Here is a 25305-nt window from a genome sequence, read left to right on the forward strand (position 1 = left end):
CATTGAATGGCGCGGCAAACCGCTGGCGATCCGGGTCGATAACGGCCCGGAATACGTCAGTGCCACGCTGACAATCTGGGCCGAGAAGCAGGGCATCGCCCTGACCTACATCCAGCCCGGAAAGCCGCAGCAGAACGCCTATGTCGAGCGCTACAACCGGACGGTCCGGCACGAATGGCTCGACCTCTACATCTTTGAAACCATCGAGGAGGTGCAGCAGATCGCCACCGAATGGCTATGGACCTACAACAACGAACGCCCGAACATGGGCATCGGCGGCGTCACACCCGCCATGAAGCTGAAAATGGCCGCGTGAGTTCTACGGTCGCGCCCCGTTAAAACGGGGAGGATTACCCACAGGGCGAGGAAGCATGCCCTCCGCACCCATCCAATCGAGGCCGATAAGGACACGAACGAACCGTCGCTCACCGTCGAGCGCGCTGTCGGGAGTCTCGATCTCAAGGAAGAGTTGCTTTCCGACGACCCGATTTACCGGTCGCGCGTCGCTGACGCGATAAATACCCTACCAGACAAGCACCGAAGAGTCATCGAGCTGATCATGAGGGACATGCCAATCGATTCGTCCGACGATAGTGTCATGACCATTCGGAAGGTGATCGGCGTCAAATCCGAGAAAACCGTTCGGAATCGGCGCAACGAAGCATATCAACTGATACGCGAGGCTTTGTCGATTGGAGACAACGATGACTGATAATCACGGCGACAGCGACGAAGAAATCCTTCTCGCGTTCGCAGTTGAGCAAGATCACGACAATGCAACCCTTGAGCGATATCTCCAGCAATATCCTCACCTTGCTGACCAACTGATCGACCTGTCCCTCGATCTGAGACTGCAGCAGGCGACCGAAGAGACTACTGCGCCTACCGACGAGGCCTGGGTAGAAGCGTCCCTTGCGGCCTTCTATGCCTCGTCGTCGGTCCAGGCATCCGCACCGGTGGTCGACCCTTTCGCCAACGTCTCCCCGCAGGCACTGGTGGAACTTCGTCGTGCCCTTGATGTGCCCAGCGGCGTGATCCAGGGATTTAGGTCCCGGCTCGTGGACGTTGCTAGCGTACCTGCGTCATTCGTCGACGCTCTTGCGCGCGGCCTCCGCTCCACTGCGGACGATCTGCGCCGCTTCATGGCAGCACCGCCTCGACTTGCGCCTGGTACTAGCTACAAATCCGACGACGCTCCATCTACTCAGCAGGAGAAGATCACCTTCGAGGATCTGCTTAAGCAGTGCAAGGTCTCCGATGAGCGACGACAGCAGCTGTTGGCCTCGAGGGATTGATCCATGGATGCTGTCGAACTCGCACGGCAGCGTGCTGCGGCGCTTCACGACGAGGTGGTCTCAATGGGCGCTGACCCTTGGGACCCCGAGGCGCTCGTCAGAGCTGTCGCATCTAGCTTGGAACTGGACATCGAGCCCGTCGAGCCTGACAGTGCGATTCTCAATGGTGGCCGGGCACAGTTCGATCCCATAAATCGAGCCATTAGGCACGAGGACTCGGGAACGACCTTCTTCAAGGCCTTTCTGGTAGGCCACGAACTCGGTCACGCTACGCTAGGCGACGACAGAGTCGAGCACGTCGCTCACGACGTCAATCCCATGCGGCCGGCGGAAGCAGCCCCTGTCGGCGAGGATCGGGTCGTCGATTACAGCCGCCGACAGCGCCGCGAGGTGCAGATGGACCTGTTTGGTCGCGAGCTCCTGCTACCGCGCAAACGGGCACGAACACTCCACCTTGGGGGCCTGACGGCGTCGGAGATTGCAACGAAGCTGGGGGCGCCCTTCGACGTCGTCGCGCTACAGCTTCTCGACGCGCTGCTGCTTCCGGCAGTCGAGCCGGAACCCCAGGAGGCTGAGGTCAGGCCTCCGAAGGCTCTCAACGACGAGCAGCGCGAGGCCGCGCAGCATCGTGGAGCCCCATACCTTCTCGAGGCTGGACCGGGAACGGGGAAGACGCAGACCCTCGTCGGGCGCGTCGCCGGCCTCGTCGACGAAGGGATCGATCCCCGGTCGATCCTTGTGCTCACCTTCTCGAACAAGGCTGCCGGAGAACTATCTGAGCGCATCGCTGGACTGCGGCCAGAGGCGGCATCGGCGATGTGGATCGGGACATTCCACGCCTTCGGTCTCGATCTGGTGCGGAGATACCATAACCAACTGGGTTTCCCGAGGGAGCCCCGCATGATGGATCGTAGCGAGGCGATCGCGATCATGGAGCGCGAATATCTCGCACTCGACCTCACCCACCATCGGGAGTTCATGAACCCCGATCGTCCACTCAAGGACATGCTTACCGCGATATCCCGAGCCAAGGACGAAGTCGCGGGCGCCGACCGCTACGCCGCGCTCGCTCAGGAGATGCTGGACAAGGCCGCCGACTCAAGCGCCCGCAATGCCGCGGAGCGGTGCGCCGAGGTTGCGCTCGTTTACAAGAAGTACGAGGAATTGAAGCTTGCAGCATGCGCGGTGGACTTTGGCGATCTCGTGTCTCTGCCCGTAAAGCTGCTCGAGTCCGACGCTGAGATAGCCTCGATCCTGCGAGCGACATACAGCCATATCCTTGTCGACGAATATCAAGACGTGAACCGCAGCAGCGTAAGGCTGCTCCAGCGGCTGACAGCTGGCGGCAAAAACCTTTGGGCCGTCGGTGATGCCCGGCAGGCCATCTACAGGTTTCGCGGCGCATCCTCGTTCAACATGTCCCGATTCAAGACCGAAGACTTCCCTGGTGGTGCTGGCGATCGACTGCGCGTGAACTATCGCTCGACGCCCGAGATCGTCGGAGCATTTTCGAGTTTTGGTGCGGGCATGCAGGCTGGTACCGGCGATGCCTCTCTCAAGGCGTATCGACCGTCCAGCGGTGTGCCGCCAGAGCATGTGACCTTCGGCAATAATGACGACGAGGCAGACGCACTCACAGACGAGATCCTGCGCCTCTCTCAAGAAGTAGCCTTCCGCGACCAAGCTGTGCTGTGCCCCGGTAACGACCGGCTCAACCGCATGGGCCGTGAGCTTGAGCGACGCGGAATTCCCGTTCTCTACCTCGGTAATCTCTTTGAACGCCCAGAGGTTAAGGATCTTCTGTCTGTCCTGTCGTTGCTCGTCGATCGACGAGCCATGGGACTGGTGCGCAAACCATCGCTTCAGGGATTGTCGACGGGGTTGAGCCTAACAGGTGCCGCTAAGGTGGTAGAACATCTTCGGCAAACCGACGCCGCACCGCTTTCCTGGGTCGGCTCATCGTCCTCGCCACCAATCCTGGATGCCGCTGACGCTGAGGCCATGCGCCGGGTGACCAGCATTCTGGACGGCTTTAGCACCGATGCGCTTCCCTGGTCCGTGCTTGCGCATATCATGCTCGACCGAACACGCACAGCGGCGCTGATCGCGTCGGCAGACGATATCTCCAGTCGCGCCATGGGAGTGGCGATCTGGCAGCTAATGGGCTTCCTGCGCGCTCAACATCAGGGGCCGGGTCTGCCGATCCAGCGCACACTCGACGGGATCAGGCGGCTTGTTCATCTCGCCGACGAACGGGATCTTCGACAGATTCCGTTGGCCGCGCAAGGCATTAACGCGGTTCGGCTGATGACCATTCACGGTAGTAAGGGGCTCGAGTTCCCCGTGGTACATGTAATGGGTCTGAACAAGGGGAGCATGCCCGGCACTGCACGCAAGCCCGCCTGTCCGGTTCCAGACGGCATGATCGTCGGCGGAGAAGGCGATTCGCTCGCCCTCGCTGCTGCGGATCATGCACTCGAGCAGGAGTGCCTGTTGTATGTCGCCGCCTCCCGCGCGCGGAACCGCCTCCTACTTTACTCAGCGACCCGGATGGCTAACGGCAATCGACGCAATCCCTCGGATTTCATCGCCCGGCTCGGCGTGGCTACTGCACGTGCGGCAACCCCGCACACGAACCGGAAATCGGACCCCGATGATGAGCTGCTCCCGATCGTCTTGGGGCCGGCAATCAAAATCACGACAGCGCAACTGGATCTGTATGATCGGTGCCCACGGCGCTTCTTATACACCCATGTGCTTGGTGTTGGCGGTCGACGCACGCCAACGACCATGTCGGCTATGCACGATCTAGTGCGAGGCGTCGTAACGGAGATCGCCTCCACTGATCCCTCGATCATCTCGCTAGATGATATGGAGAGGCTGCTGGAGCAGAGATGGTCAGAAGGACCACTGGCCGGGAACGAGTATCGTCTGCATCGCGAGGTTGCTACCCTGCTTCTCCAGCGTTTCGTTGCAATGCGGGCAGGCACAACCCGCTCGATACCGCCTTCTCTCCAAACAAGCATTGGAAAGACCACGGTGTCGGCAGATGCCGACGATGTCGTGATGGCGCCTGGTGGTCGGCATATTGTGCGGATGGTCCGGACGGGTCACCGATCCTCCAAGACTGGACAGGGCCTGGCCGACGCCGCTTTCCAGATGGCGGCCGCCGCCTCGCTTCCCGGCTGCACGGTCGAGATCGTCCACCTCGGCGACGACGATCAAACCACGAGGGTTGATTTCGACCATACGGCGCTCGGCAAGAGAACGGAGAAGCTTGGCGAGGTTTTTGCGGCGATCGGGAGTGGAAACTTCACGCCAGAGCGATCCGACCGCACATGCCCCTTCTGCCCTGCTTTCTTCACCTGCGGTCCGGTGGCCGACGGCAGCCTCCATAAAAATCTCTGACTAAAATTACCGGTGGGCCGATACTGGCGAGATTAACCCTTTGAGAGCTGAGGATCACAGGAGATAAATATGACTGCGAAGCTGACTTTCTACCCCCTCGGCAATGCCGACTGCACCCGGATCGATTTTGCCGACGGCAAGAAGATGCTGGTCGACTATGCCGATATGGGGAATGCCGATAACCCCTACGACAAGCGGATCGACCTTCCTGCTGAACTCAAGGCGGACCTGCGGGCCGCCAACAGGGACAACTATGACGTCGTATGCTTTACGCATCTGGACGACGATCACTGCTGCGGGACGGGAGATTTCTTCTGGCTCGACCACGCCGCGAAATACCAAGGCGAAGGCCGCATCAAGATCAAGGAGCTGTGGGTGCCGGCTGCCGCTATCCTGGAGGACGGCTGTGAAGATAGCGCCCGAATTGTCCGGCAGGAAGCACGGCATCGGCTGCGGCAGGGCTACGGCATCCGCGTCTTCTCCCGCCCGAAAAAGCTGGCCGACTGGCTGGCGAAGCAGGGCCTCTCCCATGAGTCCCGGGCGCACCTCATCACCGACGCGGGCCAATACGTTCCCGGTTTCTCCAAGTACGGTACGGAACAGGCCGAATTCTTCATCCACAGCCCCTTCGGCTGGCGTCAGGACGAGAACGGGATCGTTGACCGCAATCAGGACAGCGTCGTCTTCCAGGCCACGTTTCTTGAAGGCGACCGCGAAACCTATGCGCTGTTCATGTCCGACATCCACGCTGATTCCATTGACCAGATGGTCATCACAACCAAGCACCACGGGCGCGAGGACCGCCTGCTGTGGGACATATTCAAGGTCCCGCATCACTGCTCCTACACGGCGATCGGATGGACGAAGGGCGAGGATGAGACCGAGCCCACCGAGCACGTCGAATGGTTGTGCGAGACGCAGGGGCGCGAACGCCACATCATGGTGTCGACGAGCAAGCCGATGCCCCTCAAGGGAACGGCGGAAGACCGTGATGTCCAGCCGCCCCACCGGCAGGCCGGCAACTACTACAAGGCGGTCGCGCGCCGCGCCGACGGGTCGTTCAAGGTGACGATGGAATCGCCCTCGACGATCCGGCCGAAGCCGCTCAGCATTGAGGTGACGAGCCGCGGCGCGCAACTCCTGACCGTCTCGGCTGTGGCCGGCGCGGCCAGCATCATCTCCACACCGGCGCGGGCGGGCTGAGGATGACGGCAGTTCTGCATCCGTGGTGGCCAGCCTTCGGGCAGCCTGTGGCACCGGACGCGGTGACGCCTGATGCCGCACAGGCGGTCGTTACGTATGTCCTTTCCGGCAGCGCGCCGGCCGTCACTCTCGTTGGGACACGGCAAACCGACAACAGCGCCTTGGCCGCGCTTCACCTCGATATCGAGGTGGAGCGGCCACAGGACCTGGCCGTTTCTGTCCGCAGCGTGGAACCCGTGGCCTTGGTCTTCGGGATGAGTGGCGAGCAGCCGACGGTTTTAGCGTTGCGCCCTGACTTCCCCGAAACCATGCACCAGAACTGGACGCCGGACGATATGCCGCGTGCCCTGTGTGTCGACGACCGGCCGTGGGCGGAAGCACGGCTGACGTTCACGCCCGTTGACTTTATCCGCCGTATCCAGCTCTGGCTCGCCAAGGCGGCTCGCGGCGAACTTCATGATACGGCGCAGCCGCTGGAACCCCTTTTCTTTAGCGACCCGGCGACCATAATTCTTCCCGCGGCAGCTCTGACACCGGCCGACCGTCCGGCCGAACTGGTCGGTCATCTCCGCAACGAGCATGAGACGATCATCGTCACCGAGTTTGTGCGGTCGGGCGGGAACAGCCCTGATTCGCAGTTCGTGGTGGTCCCCCTGCGCGCGGCGCCGCAGGGTATGCAGCGCCTGCAGCGCGCTCCGCAGACCCTGGATGCGCTTGCACAGCAGCTGCAGCGCTGCGGCATTGATCTGGGCGCAGAACTTCGCGCCCGCGTCATCGAATGGGCCGGGCTTGACGCCACGGCCGTCCGCCGCCTCCAGGCGCGGATCGCCCTCGTTGTCGCCTTCCCGGTCGCCGGGGACGATGGCCGCCAGGCCGACGACCTACGCGCTTTTATCACCCACGATTCCGCCGGGGATGTCGGTGTCGCCCTCGGCGTGCTCGCGCGCAATGACAGCGATGTGGGCTCGGGCAGCGGCTATGTCAGGATGGTCGGCGTGGCCGCCTGCACGGCCGTGCCCGGCCTTCCCATCTCCCCTGCCGATGTCCATCTGGGATTTGACCGCGCTGTCGGCGCGATGATCAGCGGGCAGGCCCAGCCTGACAGGCGCCGCTGCGTCCTGGTCGGCGCCGGATCACTGGGATCGCAGCTGGCGGTCAACCTCGCGCGCGAGGGCCGGTTTGATTGGACGATGATCGATCATGACAGCCTGCTGCCGCACAACCTTGCCCGCCACGCGCTCTATCCGATCGATGTCGGCAGGCCCAAGGTCGTGGGTCTGGCGCACCGCGTCGGCGCCTTGCTCGGCGAGCCGGTCCGGTTTTTTCAGGCGAGTATCCTCCATCCGCGAGAAGAGCTGGCTGCGGATATCGACGCCGCGCTGGCAGGCGCGGAGATCATCATCGATGCCTCGGCCTCCGTCGCCGTTTCGCGGCATCTTGCCGATCTGCCGCGCCCCGGTGCGCGCCGCCTGTCGGTCTTTTTCAACCCGGCCGGAACGGCGGTCGTGCTTCTGGCCGAAGGCGCCGATCCCGACATCACGCTGCGCGACCTGGAAGCGCAGTATCACCGCCTCGTCCAGACTGATCCACAGCTGGCGGCGCACCTTCAGGCCGAGGCCGGCATCCGGTACAGCGGCTCTTGCCGCGCAGCGACCAACCGCATCCCGGCGGCGCGCGCGGCACTGCTGAGCGCGATTGCTTCCCCGGCGATCACCGACGCTCTGTCCGCCCCGCAGGCGGCCGTCCGCGTCTGGACGCTGGGCGACAATAATACCGTCAGCCTGTCCGCGCAGCCCGGCTCCCCCGTGCGCCGGATCGCCTGCGGCGACTGGACCGTGACCTACGACCAGGAACTCGCCGACCAGATCGCCGCTCTCCGTGCGGCGGGCCTGCCGCGTGAAACCGGCGGAGTTCTTCTCGGGATCACCGATACGAGCCGCCGCACGGTTCACATCGTCTTTGCTTTGCCGGCACCGCAGGACAGCACGGGCAGCGTTACCGCTTTCGAACGCGGCGTGTCGGGGCTGGCGGATTCGGTAACGGCCGCCGCCGAACGGTCGCTGCACCAGGTCCGCTATGTAGGCGAATGGCATTCCCATCCGCGGGGCTCGTCAACCCGCCCCAGCGCCACCGACATCCGGCAATTGTGCTGGTTGACCGAGGAGCTGGAGAGCGAGGGCGTTCCCGCCCTGATGGTGATCGCGGGGGATGACGGAGAGCTGCGTGTTCTGCTCGCGGGCAGGGACTTCCAGTTGCCCGGCGGAGATGCCGCATGAACGATCTCACCTTGGCGCGGGACATCCAGAGCCTGTTCGCGGCCCACGCCGCGCAGGACGATTTCCTGCAGGCCGGCAAGCTGGAAGACACCATCGGCCTCTGCCTTTCCGGCGGGGGCTACCGTGCGATGATTTACCATGTCGGGGCCCTCATTCGCCTCAACGAGCTCGGCTTCCTGCCGCGCCTCGCGGAGGTCGCCAGCGTCTCCGGCGGCTCGATCACCGCCGGCCTGCTGGCGCTGCGCTGGCCCGCCCTGCGCTTCAATGAGGATGGCCGCGCGGTCAATCTCGATGAGCTGTTTGTCTCGCCCCTGCTGCGTTTTGCCGGCAAGGGGATCGATATCCAGGCCGCCCTCCACGGCCTGCTGCCCGGCTGCAGCGCCGGCGACAGCCTTGTCCGCGCCTATGACCGCCATCTTTTCGAGGGGGCGTGCCTGCAGGACATCACCGATTCCCCGCGCTTCACCTTCATGGCCACAAATCTGCAAACCGGCAGCGGCTGGCGCTTCGGAAAGAGCTACGCGGCCGACTACCGCGTGGGCCTGATCGACAGGCCGGTCATTCCGCTGGCGCGCGTCGTTACGGCATCGTCGGCCTTCCCCCCGATCCTGTCGCCGGTGCGTATCGACCTGTCGGGGGAGTCCGTGCGGCCCACGGCCGGCGCCGACCTCCACCGGGCGCCCTTCACCACCACCGCCGTTCTTGCCGATGGCGGCATCTATGACAATCTCGGCCTTGAACGCGTCTGGAAGCGGTGCCGGACCATCCTCGTTAGTAATGCTGGCCGCACGATCCCGGAAGTCGGCCACCCCACCGGGCGTTGGATAGGCCAGATGTTCCGTACCCTCAGCCTGATTCAGCAGCAGGCCGAGCACTCCCGGAGACGAATCCTGTTCGGCATGGCCAACAGAGGCCAACGCGAGGTGGCGTACTGGAGCATCGATGCGGCGGCGGTCCACTATGCGGTGCCGGACGCTTTGCCGCTCACCTCTGAGGAGGCTATGGCTGCCGCTTCCCTGCGGACCCGCCTGAACCCGTTCTCCCTTGACGAACAGCGCCTGCTGCTCAGGGCCGGCTATGCCGGCGCTGACGCTTCTTTGCGCGCCCGCGGCCTGGCGCAGAACCAGCCGGCGGCCAGTTTCGACTTCTTGTCGTAAGACGAACGATCTTGCCCAACGGCTCTGCGGTCAGATTTGCATTGATTACGGTAATCTTAGGCCTGCTTCATCTGGAATCGTCCGCCCCCTCAGTCGACGTAGTCGCACTACCACATCGCGTAATTTCTACCCGCGTGATTGATCTCTCCAAACCGACGTTGCTGCGCGGAGCACTAATGACCGTTCTCGAGACCGCCACCGTGCAACAGTACCAAGCGTTGACCCACGCTATAGGTCGCTATTGTTTTCGCTGTGGCCACATTCATTCGACAACGACACCTATCCGAATACTCAACAACCCCACGGCACCTGCCGCCGCAGCGGGATCATCTCGGTTCGCCAGCAGCCAGCCCTGAACTGAGGCGGGGCTTAATCGTTCGGACCCGATCGCCCGCTCGAAGCTCTGCGAATTCCGACGAAGCCGGCCATGCATTCCGAAACGAAGCCGGCCACTTTGGGGTCTGAACCCTAGGGTCAGGACCCATTGATTTCAGCCGCGCGGCATGATTCAGGCTCCGCAAGGAGGCTGGATCATGAGCAACCTTTTCTGGCTGACGGATGCGCAGATGGCCCGCCTTCAGCCGTTTTTCCCGAAGAGCCACGGCAAGCCGCGCGTCGATGACCGGCGTGTTCTCAGCGGCATTATCTTCATCAATCGCAATGGCTTGCGGTGGTGCGATGCGCCCAAGGAGTATGGTCCACCGAAGACCCTCTATAATCGTTGGAAGCGCTGGGGCGAGAAAGGCGTCTTCGCCCGGATGATGGAAGGCCTGGCCTCCGAGGCGGCCGTTCCGAAGACGGTGATGATAGACGCGACCTATCTGAAGGCGCATCGCACGGCCTCCAGCCTGCGGGCGAAAAAAGGGGGCCCGGCGACCAGAGGGGCCGCCTGATCGGCCGCACCAAAGGCGGCATGAACACCAAACTGCACGCCGTCACCGACGCTGATGGGCGGCCGATCCGGTTCTTCATGACTGCAGGTCAGGTGAGCGACTACAGCGGTGCTGCGGCCCTGTTGGGCAGCTTGCCGGCGGCAGAATGGCTGCTGGGCGACCGTGGCTATGATGCCGATTGGTTCAGAGATGCGTTGAAAGACAAGGGGATTAAGCCCTGCATACCGGGACGGAAGTCCCGTGGAAAACCCGTCAAGTATGACAAGCGCCGCTACAAACGCCGCAACCGGATCGAGATCATGTTCGGGCGGCTGAAGGACTGGCGACGGGTCGCAACCCGTTACGACAGATGCCCGAAGGTCTTCCTCTCAGCCATCGCCCTCGCCGCAACCGTCATGTTCTGGCTATGAATCGAGAACGAGTCCTGACCCTAGGTCAATGCGGATGTTTGGTTCGAGTTCTGTCTGTGGTCAAGCCTGAGGTTGTATTTCGGTCTTGGTGGCTCGATTTTTGCGCATGCTCTCACCGGTCAGTTCGATGCGATAGGCATTGTGCACGAGACGGTCGAGAATGGCGTCGGCGATGGTTGGATTGCCGATAATTTCGTACCATTGGCCGACGGGACCCTGGCTGGTGACGATAGTCGAGCGCCGCTCATAGCGGTCCTCGATGATTTCGAGGACATCGCGGCGCTGATCGTCATTGAGCTTTTCGGGTCCTCGCCTATCTCGGTGGCCTGTCGGGCGATGTCCGCGAAGCTGCGGAGATCTACGTGCGGCGAACGCCAGCGGCCATCCGGACCGCCTATCGTGGCGAGATAGAGCGTGTCTTCGGCTGGACACCGCCTGCTGACGCGTAGCGAGCGTTGTCAGGCGTCCCAAGCGATTTCTGCTGCGGGATAATCGGACCGAGCTGTGGCCGCCTGATCGCGGCCTGACCGGATGCTTGCCTGCGAAGACTGAAACGCCTTGGAGAACCGGGGATGAGGTAGCCTGCGGGATTGATATTAGTAAGTAATTACTTCTATTATACACCTGTACGGTTTCCGATCTCTCGAAAGGCTCCCTGATACATCATGCGCGTTCGGGCCATCCTAGTGGTGCTTCTCGTGATACCGTGGCTGGCGGCGGGTTGCGCATCTCGACCAGGTGACCGCGTCCTTGTTCCGGGACCAAATCTGCCGGAAGCAGATGTCGTGACCCTGTATGCAGCAACCAATCGGATGCGACATGAAGGATCCCCCGACGATCCGACACCCGGTTTCAGTAATGCGCGCGCCACGACCTTGTCGGCGGCGCGCTTTTCCATCTCAGTCCCACCAGCGCACAGTGCCGGCAACATCGAATGGCCGGGGCCAGATCCGGATCCACTGGTCGATATGACTGTCACCGCCAGACAGGACATGCCGCTGTCTGCCCTTATTGATGACGTTGCATCCGAGCCAGAACGTGCAGACGTACGAGTCTTCGTGCATGGCTACAATACAAGCTTTCAGGAGGGCCTGTTTCGCCTGGCGCAGGTCACCCATGACAGCGGCGGAGAAGGTGCGGCGATACTGTTCTCCTGGCCATCAAATGCGACCATGATGGCATATGCCGCTGATCGCGAGGCCGTAACCTACTCGCGCGACCATCTGGCGGAGTTGTTGGCAACACTGGCTCGGGACAGGCGGATCGGCCAGATTACAGTGCTGGGCCACTCGATGGGCGGGTGGTTGGTGATGGAGACACTGCGCCAGTTGCGGTTGACCGGGGATGACCCCACCCTTCGCCGACTACAGGTCGTTCTGGCCGCGCCGGATATTGATGTAGACGTATTCCGGGCTCAGCTCGGTGTTATAGGGCCGCTGAACCCACCCTTGACGGTGCTGGTTGCCCCAGATGATCGGGCACTACGAATCTCGGCGCGGCTGAACGCCGGACAGACGCGGGTTGGGGCGTTGAATGTAGCGGACCCGCAGATTACGGCTGCCGCTGAAGCTTATAGCGTAGCCCTGATTGATGTTGGCGATATCCGATCCCCGGACGTGCAAGGTCACAGCCGGTACGCAATGCTTGCTGCGCTCTATTCAAGCATGCGTCAGCGACCGGGTCAGGCAATATCGGATGCCGGCGCATTTGTGCTGGAACGGACTGGCGCGGCGGCCGCGAGCCCCTTCATCCTCATCGCCGGCGGATTGGCGGACAACTGACGGTGTGAGCAGCCGGTCGGTTAAGCGGCTCACTTGTGATGGTTGCGTTCACCGTACAAAGCAAGTAATAACTTACTTGTATGAAGGTGGATGCGACCATGAGTGATTCTCCCGCAACCGGCGCTCCTGCAACCGCAAGCGAAAGTGAACTGCGGGTCGCCGACCCGCTCGATCAACTGGCACATACGACACTTGCCCGCGCCACACGCGGACTATCGCCTGCGGCTGCGCAGCTTGCGTGGCATGACTGGGCGCTTCATCTGGCGATCTCGCCGGGCAAGCGGCGAAGATTGCTATACGAGGCATTCGACGAGCAGCGGCGGCTTCTGAACTACGCATTGCGTGCGGCTGCCTGCCCCGACTGCTCCAACTGCGTTGAGCCTTTGGAACAGGACCGCCGCTTCGAGGGCGAAGCGTGGCAAAAGTGGCCCTTCAACGTCATCCATCAGGGCTTCCTGCTGCAACAGGAATGGTGGCAATCCGCCACAACCGGGGTGCGCGGCGTCTCGCGCCAGCATGAGGATCTGGTGTCCTTTGCTGGCCGGCAATGGCTGGACATGTGGTCGCCGGTTAATTTCTTCTGGACCAATCCCGAAGTGCTGCGAAAGACCGCCGAGACCGGTGGCGCCAACCTGTTGCAGGGCGCAATGAACTGGCTGGAGGACCTGCAGGGGCTGGTTGCCGGCGATCCGCCCATCGGCAGCGAGGATTTCATTGTCGGCAAGGATGTCGGGCTAACGCCGGGCAAGGTCGTATTCCGAAACGATATGATCGAACTGATCCAGTATGCGCCAGCAACCCCCAAGGTACATGCTGCGCCCGTGCTGATCGTGCCGTCATGGATCATGAAATACTATATCCTCGACCTCTCACCGCATAACTCGATGGTGCGCTGGCTGGTCGATCAAGGTCACACGGTGTTCATGATCTCGTGGCGCAATCCCGGTTCGGATGACCGCGATCTGGGACTGGAGGATTATCGCCAGCTTGGGGTGATGGCCGCACTGGCTGTTGTGGGCACCATCATGCCAGAACGCCGGGTGAATGCAGTCGGCTATTGCCTTGGCGGTACGCTGCTGGCAATCGCTGCGGCTGCCATGGCACATGACGGAGATGAACGGCTGCGCAGCATGACCCTGCTGGCGGCCGAGATCGACTTTCGCGAACCGGGCGAACTGTCGTTGTTCATCGGGGAAAGCCAGCTTGCCTTTTTGGAATCGATCATGGCCGACAAGGGCTATCTAGATGGCAGGCAGATGGCCGGGGCGTTCCAGTTGCTCAACTCGCAGGATCTGATCTGGTCGCGGCGCATGAAGGCATATCTGCTGGGCGAACGGCAAGAGTTGTTCGACCTGATGGCTTGGAACACCGACACCACCCGTATGCCGGCGCGGATGCACAGCGAGTATCTGCGTAAGCTTTATCTCGACAATGACTTTGCCGAGGGGCGCTATCTGGTCGATGATCGCCCGGCGGTGCCCAGCGACATCCGACTGCCGGTCTTTGCCGTCGGCACGGTGCGCGACCATGTGGCGCCGTGGAAGACCGTTTATAAGGTCCACCGCCTTATCGGCGGCGCCGATGTCACCTTTGCCCTGACCAGCGGCGGCCACAATGCCGGCGTGGTTAGTGAACCGGGCCGCAAGAACCGAAGCTTCCAGATCGCCACCCGCATTCATGGCCAGCGGTTCACCGACCCCGACAAATGGCGCGAGGAAACGCCGGTGCAGCAGGGCTCTTGGTGGCCGGCATGGGGCGATTGGCTGGCAGCGCAGTCGCCCGAAGAACAGGTCGCCCCGCCGGTCATGGGCGCGGCAAAGGTGGGTCTTGCGCCGCTTGCCGACGCGCCCGGCACCTATGTGCTGGAGAGATAATCGCAGCGATCAAACGACGCGGCAGCCCAAAGCGCATCAAAGGACAGAAACGACCGTACCCTGCTACAAGGAGTTTGCAATGAATATCGAGATGCTCCCCCTTAGCCTGTACAGGGCGAACTCAGAGTTGATGCTTCGCATACTGAACCTGTCACAGGATTACCGTCATCGCGGACTCGAGATAGCATGCCGCTACCATGAGGATATTATCGTCAAAACCAGGGCAGAACTTTCCCGGCTCTCACAGCAAACCGCACCTGAGATGTCTTTCAGCTTGCCGGCCGAAATCTTTATGCAATTGACTGGCGCCAGCATGAGCGGGGCGCTTGCCACGGGAACACCGCTGATCGCGGCGCAGACTACCCTCATCCAGGGACTGCAAGAGGCGGTTCAAGACTGGCAAACGGCGGTCGGGCAACGCGCGTTGCCCGATTCCTGAGCCGTCACGTCGATGTTGGAACATGGCGGGCGGTGGGGCGCCTTCGATGCCGGACCCGGCGCCCTGCCTCCATTCGGCGAGCGTGACTGCTGAAGTGCGCATTAGCCTTGTGCGCGTTTCATGCGGTCCATGACGCCATCCCGAAGGAAGAACTGGTGATAGAGTGCGCCGATGATGTGCAGCACAATCAGCGCCAGAAGCGCAATCTTCGGAACATTATGGATGTCGGCAGCCGCCTGCACACCGCCGAACCATGCCAAGGCTCCGCTAATCGGCATAAGGATCATTAGCCCATAAAGCGCCAGATGCGTCAACCACGCCACCCTATTCAGCAGGCCATTGTCACCAACCATCGCTGGGCTTCTGCGTCTTGCCTCGATGCACAACCGCCATATAGAGGCAATGAGGATCGCCGCGCCGACCAGGACATGCGCCAGAATCGGCGGACTGAACGCAGGCTGAAGACCTTCTCCGATTGCACCCCAAGCCCTCGTCATGGCGTCATTGAACAGAAATCGCCACAGGATCAGCAGGGCCATGATCCAGTGCAGTGCGATTTGTAGGCGGGAGTATCCGGCGGGCGTGTGCATTTCAGACCTCGCGGCATGGGGGTTTGTGAAGATTGTGAATTGCGCCGGCCGGATTTCGGCATGTCGCTTCTGTCATTGGGGGAGAGCTGGTCTCGTCCGCCAACTTCAATGTCGTGATCGGGTCAGATCTTTCGAGGTGTTTCCGCCCGTGGCCGGACCAGCAAGGCGGCAGCGATCCAGAAGCCAAGGCGCAGGATCATTGCGCCCAGCGTTCGCATCTCCCATGCGCCGCCCAATAGGATATGCACGACAAAATAGCCAAACAGCATCAGCAACACTGCGGCCAATGCACGGGCGAGGATCGGCCCGCTGCGCCATGCCATGAGGATGGCTCCTCCGGCGAGAGTATAGAAAAATCCCGACAGAAAATTGACCCACAGCACGAGCGGCACGAAGTCGCCGGCGGCTGCACGTGCAGGGCTGCGACCGAACAGGACGCTGCCGCCCTCCGCGACGGTGGCGAGTCCGAAGGCGATGGCGATGGCGCCGATAATCCAGTTGCGCATCATGTTTCATATCCTTCTGCCCGGTAGCTTTCCTCCGCGATCCGGCTACGCGTTCAGTTTCGCACCTGCAGCACCATGCCGGCAGAGTTGCGAAACCGCCCGCCGCCGAGATCCTCGAAACTATGGCATGAGGTTCCGGGATTTGGTCCGCCCGTCACGGTCATGCACAGCCGGTCGCCATCGCGTTGCCAACTGCCCGTTCCGGAAAAGAATGGGGCGCGGATTGTGACCGCGCCGCTGATATCATAGCGCAATTGGACCCTCATCCCCATGCGCCGCCCGACAAGCTCTTTGCCGACGATCCGCTCAGTGATCTCGGTGGCACTCATGACGTCGGCCAGTGCGGGGTGTGCCACAACCGACAGGCTTAGAGCGGCGACCACAATGAGGGCGCGTGGTGTGGCGTGATGCTATGAGGATTCCGATTCGACCGCACCCTCGCACTTGGCCCTTCTAGGCATGTTTCACCCCACTCCGAGAATCAAGTATGCAATTACTTCTTATTCTGTATCATGCAATTTCCTAGCAGGAAAGGTTCAGTATATAGGCATTTTCCATTGACCACACGCTGACGTATCCATAGGAAGTAATCACATACTTGAATCAGCATCGCTTGCCGAAGGAAACACCATGCGCGCAAAGTATCTGCCCACCGAGCAGCGCCGCGCCGAGGCGGTCGAGGCGGTTGTGGAACTGGCAGCGCACGCCAATCCGGAAACCATCACCACCACCGAGGTCGCCGCGCATATGCGCCTGACGCAAGGGGCGCTGTTCAAGCATTTCCCGAACAAGGACGCGCTATGGTTGGGGGTGATGGAGTGGGTGGCCGACCGACTGCTCGCGCGCATCGATCGACTGGCGGGTGCGCAGGCCGAGCCTGTGGCCGCGCTCAAGGCGATGTTTCTGGGGCATATCGACTTCATCGCCGAACATCCCGGCGTGCCGCGGATGATCTTCGCTCAGCTCCAGCGCGAGAGTGATACCGCACCGAAAAAAATGGCACGCGTGCTGCTCGAAAATTATGCCACGCGGCTACATCGGATCCTGTCGGCAGGCGTGGCCGAGGACGCGCTGAGCCGGGATCTGGATGTCGAGGCCGCAGCCACGCTTTATCTGGGCATGATCCAGGGCCTTGTCGTGCAGCTTTTGCTGCATGGCGATGTGGCCAGGATGCGCGCTGATGCCTCGCGAGTTTTCGCCATCTATTGCACGGGCGTACTAGGCGGCCCGGAACCGGCCCCGCCCCCCGGTGACGCGGGGGACCATAAGGAGGTGAGGTCATGACCCGCCGCGTTTCCATGGCCATCCTTGCCCTTGTGCTGGCCGGACTGATGGGCTTTGGCGCTTGGACGGTGCTTCTCAAGCCCTCGGACCTGCCGCCGGACGGGTTTTCGCGCGGCAATGGCCGCATCGAGGCCGACCTGATCGACATTTCGCCGCGACTGGCGGGGCGGATCGCGGAAATCCGCGTGCGCGAGGGCGACCGGGTGAACAGAGGCGACGTGCTGGCGGTGATGGATACGGCAGAACTGCGCGCACAACTGGCCCGTGCAGAGGCGGCTGTGGAAAGCGCGCAGGCCGCCGTCAGCGTGGCAGCAGCCCAAGCTGACGAGGCTGAGGCGCGTCTCGCGCTGGCGGAAAGCGAACTGACTCGTACAGAGTTGCTTGCGGGCCGTGATATTACCTCACAAGCCAATCTGGACATCAAGCGCACCGAGGTCAGTGTCGCCGAAGCCGGGCTTGCGGCGGCACGGGCAACGCTTCAGGCGAGGGAGCGCGGGGTTGATGCCGAGGCCGCCGCCCGCGACGAGATCGCGACCCGGATCGCCGATGCCACGCTGCATGCCGAGGCTGCGGGACGGGTGCTTTACCGGCTGGCTCACCCGGGCGAGATCATCGGCTCCGGCGGCAAGATCCTCACGCTCGCCAGTCTCGAAGATGTCTATATGGAGTTTTTCCTGCCTGCCTCTGACGCACCACGGGTGGTGATCGGTGACGAGGCGCGGATCGTGGCCGATATCATGCCGGATCGCGCGATGCCGGCTCAGGTGATGTTCGTCTCGCCGCAAGCCCAGTTTACCCCCAAGCAGGTCGAGACCCTGACCGAACGCGAAAGCCTAATGTTCCGTATCCGGGTGCGCGTACCGCCGGAATTGGTCGAGGCGCGCATGGATCAAGTCAAGACCGGCGTGCGCGGCGTGGTCTGGGTGCGGATGGCGGATGCGGATGGTCGTCTGCCTGACTGGCCCGTGGGCTTGACACCGCCGTTGATCGACCTGCCCGCTTCAACCGGTGCAGATACGCCATGACCACGCCCGAACCCGTTGCGCGGCTGGAGGGTGTCACGCATCGCTATGGCAAGGTGCTGGCACTTGAGGATGTCTCTCTTGACCTGCCCGCCGGGCGAATGGTCGGACTGATCGGCCCCGACGGGGTCGGCAAATCGACGCTGATGGGGCTGGTTGCCGGTGCCAAGCGCATGCAGGCGGGCGGCATCACCTGCCTTGGCGGTAACATGGGCAGCGCGCGCCATCGCAACGCGGTCGGCAGCCGGCTGGCCTTCATGCCGCAGGGGTTGGGCAAGAACCTTTACCATGATCTGTCGGTGCGCGAGAATCTGGAGTTTTTCGGCAAGCTGTTCGGCCTGGGCCGGGCCGATCGGGCGGCAAGGATCGCACGTCTGACGCGGGCGACCGGGCTGTTTCCATTTCTCGACCGTCCTGCCGGAAAGCTTTCGGGGGGGATGAAGCAGAAGACCGGGCTGTGCGCAGCACTGATCCATGACCCCGATTTCCTGCTGCTGGACGAGCCGACAACGGGCGTCGACCCGCTGTCGCGCCGCCAGTTCTGGGATCTGATCGACACCATCCGCAAGGACCGTCCGCATATGAGTGTGCTGGTCTCGACCGCCTATATGGAGGAGGCGGCGCTGTTCGATCACCTGGTGGCGATGAACGACGGCCATGTGCTGGCCGAAGGCTCGCCGCGGGCACTGATGGAACGGACCGGAACCGGGTCTGTGGGGGATGCCTATGTCAACCTGCTGCGGGGCACGGGCGGGGAGGATGGCGGCGGCGCAGATGCGCCCGTAATCCCGTCCGCGGCGCCCTCCCCCTCAACGGATGGCGACATCGCCATCAAGGCTCGGGGCCTGACCCGGCGTTTCGGCGATTTCACCGCTGTCGATAGTGTCAGCTTCGACATTCCGCGCGGCGAGATATTCGGCTTTCTCGGCTCGAACGGCTGCGGCAAGACCACGACCATGAAGATGCTGACCGGCCTGCTGCCCCCCAGCGAGGGCGAGGCATGGATATTCGGCCGCCCCATCGCCGAGCAGGGCATGGACGCCCGCGCCCGCGTCGGTTTCATGACGCAGGCGTTTTCGCTTTATGGCGAACTCAGCGTGCGCGAGAATCTGGTCCTGCATGCGCGGCTGTTCCACCTGCCCCGCGATCTGGCGCGCACCCGCATCGATGATCTGGTCGCGCGCTTCGGCCTGGCGGATTACCTCGACCAGCCGGCGGGCGGCTTGCCGTTGGGTTTGCGGCAACGGCTGTCGCTGGCGGTTGCCGTCATCCATTCGCCGGAAATCCTGATCCTGGACGAGCCGACCTCGGGTGTTGACCCGCAGGCCCGCGACGATTTCTGGCAATTGCTGATGGAACTGTCGCGCAAAGACCGGGTGACGATCTTCATCTCGACGCATTTCATGGACGAGGCGCAGCGCTGCGATCGCATGTCCCTGATGCACGCCGGCCGTGTCCTGATCACCGACACACCGCAAGGCATCGTCGCGCAAAGCGGCGCCGCCGATCTCGAACAGGCCTTCATCCACTATATTTCCACGGCCATCCCGCCCGAGGCGCCGGTGGCCGAGGGGCTGGCAAGCGAGTCGGCCCCGCATGTCGACGCCACCGGCTTCAGCCTCAGCCGGATGCTGGCCTATACCGCGCGTGAGGCAATGCAGGTGCGCCGCGACCCGGTGCGGCTGGTCTTTGCCTTCCTGGGCAGCGCGGTGCTGCTGTTGATCATGTCCTTCGGCATCTCGCAGGACGTGCGAGACATCCCCTTCGCGGTACTGGACCATGACCGCAGTCCTGAGAGCCGTGCGTGGATATCCGCCTTCGAGGACTCGGGCTGGTTCGTCCGCCATGCCGATCTGCAGGACGTTGACGCGCTGCGCGATCGCCTTGCCAGCGGCGAGCTGACACTGGCGGTCGAGATACCGCCCGACTTCGGTGCTGACCTTCGCGCAGGTCATGGGGCAAGCATTGCTGCCACCATCGACGGCACCGACACCAGCCGTGCAGGCACCGTGGAAAGCTATGTGACCGGGGCCAATCGGTTGGCGGCAGCGGCATTGCCGACGGACCCGGCATCCGGGACGACAGCCGTGCAGATGGAGCCGCGCTTTCGCTATAACCCGGCGATGGAGAGCCTGCCGGCCATCGGCCCGACCATACCGCCGATGCTGCTGTTGCTGTTTCCGGCGATCCTGATGGCGGTCAGCGTGGCACGGGAAAAGGAAATCGGCACCATCACGAATTTCTACGTCACGCCGACCGGCAGGGCCGAGTTCCTGATCGGCAAGCAACTGGTCTATGTCGCCATCACGCTGATGAACTTCGCCATCCTGACCGCGCTTGTGGTGCTGGTGCTGGGGGTGCCCCTGAAAGGCAGTCCAATGGTGCTGGTATTGGCCACACTGGTCTATGCGCTGGCGGCGACGGGTTGGGGGCTGATGATCTCTATGATCGCGGGCACACAGGTGACGGCGGCCTTTGCTGCCGCCGTGCTGTCGGTGATGCCGACGATGCAGTTCTCGGGCATGATGGTGCCAGTCTCCTCGCTTGAAGGGCCGGCACAGACCATCGGATATCTGTGGCCGACCACATGGTACATGATGGTGAGTGTCGGCAGCTTCACCAAGGGCATGGGTCTTGCCGACCTTGGCGACGCACTGTGGCGGCTGTCGCTGTTCGGGCCGGCATTTACCGCCATCGCCATCCTTTTGCTGCGCAAGCAGGAGCGGTGAGATGCGCGCCATCCTCAATATCTTCTGGCTGATCGGCAAGGAAATCAAAAGCACCCTCGGCGATCCGGTGATGGTGGTGCTGATCCTGTGGTCGTTCTTTTTCGCGGTGATGATGGAGGCCCGCGGCGCGGGCGACACCGTGCACAATGCCTCGATCGCCATCGTTGATGAGGACAACTCGCCCCTGAGCCGCCAGATTGCCGATGCCCTGATGCCGCCCTGGTTCCAGACCCCCCTCTATATGACAGCCGATCAGGCGGCGGCGGCGATGGACCGGGGCGACGTGATGTTTGCGCTGAACTTCCCGCCTGATTTCGGTGCGGATGCCATTGCGGGACGCGCACCGGTGGCGCAGTTGCTGGCCGACGCCACCGCTGTATCACAGGCCCAGCTTGGCAGCGATTACCTTCGCAATATCGTGGCTGACGAATCGCGCGTCTTTCTTACCGGCCAATCTGACCCGCCGACGCCTGAACTGGATCTTGAACTACGTCGCGCCTTCAACCCCAACGGCAATCCGGTCTGGTTCAAGACGCTGTCCTCGCTGCTCAATCAGCTGTCATTGCTGACCATTGTGCTGACCGGTGCCGCCATGCTGCGCGAGCGCGAACACGGGACCATCGAGCATCTGATGGTGATGCCGCTCTCACCCGTCGAGGTAGCGCTCTCCAAGGTGCTGGCGGTGATGTTGATCGTTCTCGTGGCCTTTGTCGGCTCGCTTCTGGTTGTGGTGCAGGGCATCCTGGGCGTGCCGGTAGCGGGGTCGATGCCGCTGCTGGTGATGGGGGCCGCAGTCTATCTGTGGGCGGCGGCGGCGATCGGGATGCTGCTTGGCACGTTGGCGCGCTCGATGGCGCAATTCGCGCTGCTGATCGTGATGACCATCATCCCGATCATCATGCTGTCGGGCGGCTTCAGCGCCATCGAAAGCCAGCCTGACGCCGTGCAACGTCTGACCATGCTGCTGCCATCGCGCCATTTCCTCGCTTTCGCCAAGGCGGTGGCCTTCCGCGGCGCAGGGTTGGCAGCGGTCTGGATGCAGCTTGCGCTGATGATCGGCCTTGGCACCGCCTTCTTCGCCGCCAGCCTGGTGCTGTTTCGCCGCTCGATGAACGTAACGGGGTGAGTTTGATATCCTTTAGCCGCATCGCCAGCCTCGACGTTCTTGGGAATGGTAAGGCGGCAGCATGACGGAAGAGGTGGTCAGGCAGCGTGATGTCATCGAGCTTCGCCATCTCCGCTATTTCGTGGCCGCGGCTGAGCATGGCAGCTTCCGCAAGGCGGGGGCGGCTCTGGGCCTCTCGCAGTCGGCTATCAGCCGATGTATCGCCAAGCTTGAGGATCAGATCGGCGCCTCGCTGTTTCACCGCCATACATGGGGTGTCTCGCAAACCTTTGCCGGACAGCGCTTCCTTGCCATGGCCCGCAAAACAATCAGGATCGTCGGGGAAGGCACCAATGACGTCGCGGTCACAGGTCGTGGCGAAAACGGCTGCGTGAGGATCGGGATCTATTCCTCCATCGCCTCGGGCTTTCTCACGAAGCTGCTGCAGAGCTACGGCGAGCGTCACCGCAAAGTGCGGATCGAACTCCTCGACGGGAATGCCGACGAGCATGTTGCCGCCATCCGCCAGATGCGTCTTGATGTCGCCTTCCTGGCCGAAGCGCGGGAGTGGCCCGGCTGCGAGCGCACGCCGTTGTGGTCCGAGCGGATCTTCGTGGCCGTGCCGGATCGTCACCCGCTTGCGCGCCTCGACGCGTTGACTTGGCGCGAGTTAGCTGGCGAACCCTTCGTCGTCAGCGAAGTCGCACCGGGACAGGAGATCCACGCCTATCTGGTACGCGAGTTCGCCGGACTCGGCGAACGTCCCGATATCCAGGTGCAGGCGGTCGGGCTAGACAATCTCCTGCCGCTGGTGGCGCTTGGCCGACGGCTGACACTGGTGTGCGAGGCGATGACCGTCGCGCGGTTTCCGGGTGTCACCTACCGCCCGATCCTCGGCGAGGTTCTCTCCTTCTCGGCGGTCTGGTCAACCAGCAACGACAATCCCGCCTTCCGACGGCTTCTCAGTCTGGCGAAGGCGATGACGTTCCCCCCTGCGCCTTCGGTGCCTGACCTGAGCGACGGGCTTTCGCAAAGCCGCGATCCGTAGCGATGAACCGCTCCAGCATGGGAACGATCAATTGTATCGGATCGACTGGCGGGCCTCCGGGTTCGCCCAACAGACGCCCGTAGTCGACGAGGCTTCGATGCAGTTCTGCGGGGATTTCCACCGTCATCTTTACGGGCTTGCTGTCAGCGAGCGGGCCGAGTTTCAGCTTTGTCATGGTCAACCTCCTGCCGGCTCGAATACCAGATCGCGGGTCACGATTATCCTGACCGGGTAGCCAGGACGGATCGTCAGTGTCGGTGCGACCTGCAACTGGCGCTGGACGATCTGCTGACCCGCCTGGTTGATGGTATCTTGCGCGCCATCGCGGATGGCGCGGATCAGTCGGTCCTCGTCGCTGCTGGCCAATTCCACACCGACCGCAAGCAAGGTCGAGAGGCCAGCGGCGCGCATCAGATCCCACCAGTGGTAATCCACGCCATCCTCAAGCCCGGCGTAACCGGAAGCGTCCGCACCCGGCAGGCGCTCCAACACGATGGACCGTCCGCCCGGAAGGATCAGGCGATTCCAGACCAGCAGGACGCGGCGCTGGCCGAAGGTCACACCGTCATCATACTGGCCGATGATGCGTGTGCCCTGCGGGATCAGCAACAAGCTGCCGGTCGGACTGTCATAGACGTTTTCCGTCACCTGTGCGGTGATCTGGCCGGGCAGATCGGAACGGATGCCGGTTATCAACGCGGCGGGGATCACGGCCCCGGCCTGAAGAATATAGGGCGATGCCGGCGGCGTGACACGATCCGGGGCGACGGTCTGCCGGTCCACGGATCCATTGAGGAACGCCGCGTGGCGATCCTGTGTCGCGGGCTGCCCGCTGAGGCCAAAGCCAGCGGGGCCGGGCATGGCCGTTCCCGACGGGGTTGCCGTGCGCGGGCCGGCCTGGAAGAACACACCGCTCAAGCGCGCGGCTTCTTCCTCGGCGAGACGACGCTGTTCCTCGGGATCAACGGCGGGCGTCGTGATGGTCGGTGGCGCGACCGGTTGTCCCCGCCTCTCGGCCTCAAGTATCGGGCGACCGAGATCGCCCGGCAACGCCGGTCCCAGGACTGGGCCGGTATAGTCGCGCGGCAGGCCGGCAAGCCCATCTGCTGTGGGGCGGTTCTCGGTCGAATAGAGTTCGCCGCCGCCCGGCCCGGCATCGCGGGTCTGGAGAGCGTAGATCAGTGCCCCACCAATGCCGAGAAGGGCAACGGCTCCGGCGCCTGCCAGCACCTTGCGGGACAATCGCGTGACGCGGGGCGGCTCGGCGCGCAACCGCATGGGGGCTGCAGTGTCGGTGCCACTCATGAGGGTGATCCTCCGGTGGCCGCTCCGGCTGGCTGGGCTGCGGCCTGCGTCTGCTCGACGCGGACGATCCCGACGACCTGCTGGCGGTCGCCGCTGCCGAGGCGAAGTTCCGCTGCGCCGAACAGGCGGTCCACGATCAGGACGTTCTGATGGATCCGGCTGTTGACGATCTGGGGTTCGCCGTCCGCGCCGAGCACGAATATCGGCGGCATCTCTCCCTGCACGATGCCACGCGGGAAGACGACATAGACGCGCCTGCCGTCGTCGAAGACGGAGACCGGCCTCCATGGCGGGCTGCTGCCCGGCACTTGCAATCCGTAGCGATAGTTTCGTGCCGCCTCGGCAGGGATGATCGGCGCCGCAGGCACGGTCTGCCGCTGGCCGGGCGGCGGCGCGGGATAGGCCCAGGCAACGGCAGGCATGTAAAGCGCCTCGCGGGCGCGCAGCTCGATCATGTAGATGCGCAGGTCGGTGGTGATGACGAGATTGGTCGAGATGTCCGGCCGGGTCGGTTTCACCAGCACATGCACACGTCGGTTTGCACCCGATCCGCTCTCGGTGTCGCCGATAATCCACCTTGCGGTGTCACCGGCCGCGATCGGCCCGGCGCCGGTCAGGCTCTCGCCTGGTTCCAGCGCTATGGTGGTGATCTGCCCGACAGATGCGTAAACCTGATAGAGTGCGCCTTCCGACCAAGGATAGACTTGGATGGCATTGTAATAGCCTTCCCGGCGCGGCTCGACGCGGGCAGCGGCATTGGCGTTTTCGACACGGGCGATCGCGGTGCCCGCCGCCTCGCCGCCCCGCGCCACGGTCCAGGCGGGCGGGACATGCAGGGGCCGGGGCCGATCATCCGCTGTGGCCGTCTGCACAGCGGGCAGCGGTGGCACGTTTTCATCGTAGCTGAACTGCGGCGTCCTGTTGGTCGCACAGCCGGCCAGCAATGTCGCGGAAAGCAGCAAAGCCAGGAGCATGGGTTT

22 protein-coding genes and 1 pseudogene are annotated in these 25305 nt (G+C 62.9%); 15 read left to right on the plus strand and 8 right to left on the minus strand.

Annotation, left to right across the window (positions count from 1 at the left end):
- The 6 genes from BLW83_RS13940 to BLW83_RS13970 form a co-directional block, all read left to right on the plus strand.
- A partial coding sequence (locus BLW83_RS13940; protein ID WP_143042858.1) for an integrase core domain-containing protein occupies nucleotides 1-316 on the plus strand: 316 nt, incomplete at its 5' end.
- 388 nt (nucleotides 317-704) lie between these two features.
- The gene (locus BLW83_RS13950; protein WP_090848860.1) at nucleotides 705-1295 is read left to right on the plus strand and encodes a hypothetical protein; all 591 of its coding nucleotides are present in this window, start codon (nucleotides 705-707) and stop codon (nucleotides 1293-1295) included.
- Nucleotides 1296-1298: 3 nt separating this feature from the next.
- Nucleotides 1299-4703 (plus strand): UvrD-helicase domain-containing protein, encoded by a 3405-nt coding sequence (locus tag BLW83_RS13955; RefSeq protein WP_090848861.1) that lies wholly within the window; start codon nucleotides 1299-1301, stop codon nucleotides 4701-4703.
- Between the two features lie 69 nt (nucleotides 4704-4772).
- Nucleotides 4773-5906, plus strand: a complete 1134-nt coding sequence (locus BLW83_RS13960) for an anti-phage 6A-MBL system MBL-fold protein (RefSeq protein ID WP_090848862.1) — start codon at nucleotides 4773-4775, stop codon at nucleotides 5904-5906.
- Between the two features lie 2 nt (nucleotides 5907-5908).
- A complete protein-coding gene (locus tag BLW83_RS13965; protein WP_090848863.1) occupies nucleotides 5909-8182 on the plus strand; it encodes an anti-phage 6A-MBL system cap2_3 protein in 2274 nt (757 codons plus the stop codon).
- Nucleotides 8179-9339 carry a patatin-like phospholipase family protein gene (locus tag BLW83_RS13970; protein ID WP_090848864.1) on the plus strand — a complete coding sequence of 387 codons (1161 nt, stop codon included), beginning with the start codon at nucleotides 8179-8181 and terminating at the stop codon, nucleotides 9337-9339. The genes BLW83_RS13965 and BLW83_RS13970 overlap by 4 nt, the downstream gene beginning before the upstream one ends.
- Nucleotides 9340-9601: 262 nt before the next feature.
- On the opposite strand, the gene BLW83_RS16120 is transcribed toward BLW83_RS13970, so the two are convergent.
- Entirely contained in the window at nucleotides 9602-9772 is a 171-nt protein-coding gene (locus BLW83_RS16120; RefSeq protein ID WP_483874355.1) for a hypothetical protein, read from the minus strand.
- A gap of 100 nt (nucleotides 9773-9872) precedes the next feature.
- Between BLW83_RS16120 and BLW83_RS13975 the strand changes: the two genes are divergently transcribed.
- A protein-coding gene (locus BLW83_RS13975) for an IS5-like element ISPak1 family transposase (protein ID WP_240200102.1) occupies nucleotides 9873-10642 on the plus strand; the annotation gives its coding sequence in 2 pieces (ribosomal slippage) (nucleotides 9873-10209 and nucleotides 10209-10642; 771 coding nt in all).
- A 60-nt stretch (nucleotides 10643-10702) separates the two neighbouring features.
- Here BLW83_RS13975 and BLW83_RS13980 read toward each other — a convergent pair.
- Nucleotides 10703-10960 (minus strand): annotated as a pseudogene (locus BLW83_RS13980) (ATP-binding protein); the annotation flags it as partial.
- Nucleotides 10961-11427: 467 nt separating this feature from the next.
- On the opposite strand from BLW83_RS13980, the gene BLW83_RS13985 reads away from it, so the two are divergent.
- The 3 genes from BLW83_RS13985 to BLW83_RS13995 all read left to right on the plus strand — a co-directional run bounded on the left by BLW83_RS13985 (nucleotide 11428) and on the right by BLW83_RS13995 (nucleotide 14736).
- Nucleotides 11428-12423, plus strand: a complete 996-nt coding sequence (locus BLW83_RS13985; protein ID WP_177172581.1) for an alpha/beta hydrolase — start codon at nucleotides 11428-11430, stop codon at nucleotides 12421-12423.
- Nucleotides 12424-12521: 98 nt separating this feature from the next.
- Complete coding sequence (locus tag BLW83_RS13990; RefSeq protein ID WP_090848922.1) at nucleotides 12522-14297, plus strand: PHA/PHB synthase family protein; 1776 nt, start codon at nucleotides 12522-12524, stop codon at nucleotides 14295-14297.
- A gap of 79 nt (nucleotides 14298-14376) precedes the next feature.
- Nucleotides 14377-14736: a hypothetical protein gene (locus BLW83_RS13995; protein WP_090848866.1), complete on the plus strand. Its 360-nt coding sequence runs from the start codon at nucleotides 14377-14379 to the stop codon at nucleotides 14734-14736.
- Between the two features lie 101 nt (nucleotides 14737-14837).
- Here BLW83_RS13995 and BLW83_RS14000 read toward each other — a convergent pair whose 3' ends face one another.
- The 3 genes from BLW83_RS14000 to BLW83_RS14010 all read right to left on the minus strand — a co-directional run bounded on the left by BLW83_RS14000 (nucleotide 14838) and on the right by BLW83_RS14010 (nucleotide 16161).
- Nucleotides 14838-15326: a cytochrome b gene (locus BLW83_RS14000; RefSeq protein ID WP_090848867.1), complete on the minus strand. Its 489-nt coding sequence runs from the start codon at nucleotides 15324-15326 to the stop codon at nucleotides 14838-14840.
- 122 nt (nucleotides 15327-15448) lie between these two features.
- Complete coding sequence (locus BLW83_RS14005) at nucleotides 15449-15835, minus strand: hypothetical protein (RefSeq protein ID WP_090848868.1); 387 nt, start codon at nucleotides 15833-15835, stop codon at nucleotides 15449-15451.
- A 50-nt stretch (nucleotides 15836-15885) separates the two neighbouring features.
- The gene (locus BLW83_RS14010; RefSeq protein WP_143042859.1) at nucleotides 15886-16161 is read right to left on the minus strand and encodes a hypothetical protein; all 276 of its coding nucleotides are present in this window, start codon (nucleotides 16159-16161) and stop codon (nucleotides 15886-15888) included.
- A 301-nt stretch (nucleotides 16162-16462) separates the two neighbouring features.
- Between BLW83_RS14010 and BLW83_RS14015 the strand changes: the two genes are divergently transcribed.
- The 5 genes from BLW83_RS14015 (at nucleotide 16463) to BLW83_RS14035 (ending at nucleotide 23020) form a co-directional block, all read left to right on the plus strand.
- Nucleotides 16463-17116 (plus strand): TetR/AcrR family transcriptional regulator, encoded by a 654-nt coding sequence (locus BLW83_RS14015; protein ID WP_090848870.1) that lies wholly within the window; start codon nucleotides 16463-16465, stop codon nucleotides 17114-17116.
- Nucleotides 17113-18141, plus strand: a complete 1029-nt coding sequence (locus tag BLW83_RS14020) for an HlyD family secretion protein (protein ID WP_090848871.1) — start codon at nucleotides 17113-17115, stop codon at nucleotides 18139-18141. The genes BLW83_RS14015 and BLW83_RS14020 overlap by 4 nt, the downstream gene beginning before the upstream one ends.
- Nucleotides 18138-20867, plus strand: coding sequence for a ribosome-associated ATPase/putative transporter RbbA (rbbA, locus tag BLW83_RS14025; RefSeq protein WP_090848872.1), 2730 nt, complete (start codon nucleotides 18138-18140; stop codon nucleotides 20865-20867). Before BLW83_RS14020 ends, rbbA begins: the two co-directional genes overlap by 4 nt.
- 1 nt (nucleotide 20868) lies before the next feature.
- Nucleotides 20869-21993: an ABC transporter permease gene (locus BLW83_RS14030; RefSeq protein ID WP_090848873.1), complete on the plus strand. Its 1125-nt coding sequence runs from the start codon at nucleotides 20869-20871 to the stop codon at nucleotides 21991-21993.
- Nucleotides 21994-22054: 61 nt separating this feature from the next.
- Nucleotides 22055-23020 (plus strand): LysR family transcriptional regulator, encoded by a 966-nt coding sequence (locus BLW83_RS14035; protein WP_090848874.1) that lies wholly within the window; start codon nucleotides 22055-22057, stop codon nucleotides 23018-23020.
- Here the strand turns inward: BLW83_RS14035 and BLW83_RS14040 are convergent.
- The 3 genes from BLW83_RS14040 to trbG are packed head-to-tail and all read right to left on the minus strand — an operon-like array spanning nucleotide 22935 to nucleotide 25299.
- Complete coding sequence (locus tag BLW83_RS14040) at nucleotides 22935-23195, minus strand: DUF2274 domain-containing protein (RefSeq protein WP_090848875.1); 261 nt, start codon at nucleotides 23193-23195, stop codon at nucleotides 22935-22937. The two genes, BLW83_RS14035 and BLW83_RS14040, sit on opposite strands and share 86 nt — an antisense overlap.
- Nucleotides 23196-23197: 2 nt before the next feature.
- A complete protein-coding gene (locus BLW83_RS14045) occupies nucleotides 23198-24325 on the minus strand; it encodes a TraB/TrbI/VirB10 family type IV secretion system protein (RefSeq protein ID WP_090848876.1) in 1128 nt (375 codons plus the stop codon).
- A complete protein-coding gene (gene trbG / locus BLW83_RS14050; RefSeq protein ID WP_177172583.1) occupies nucleotides 24322-25299 on the minus strand; it encodes a P-type conjugative transfer protein TrbG in 978 nt (325 codons plus the stop codon). The genes BLW83_RS14045 and trbG overlap by 4 nt, the downstream gene beginning before the upstream one ends.
- Between the last annotated feature and the right edge of the window lie 6 nt (nucleotides 25300-25305).

It is taken from the genome of Paracoccus alkenifer (genome assembly GCF_900108405.1).
Lineage (GTDB): Bacteria > Pseudomonadota > Alphaproteobacteria > Rhodobacterales > Rhodobacteraceae > Paracoccus > Paracoccus alkenifer.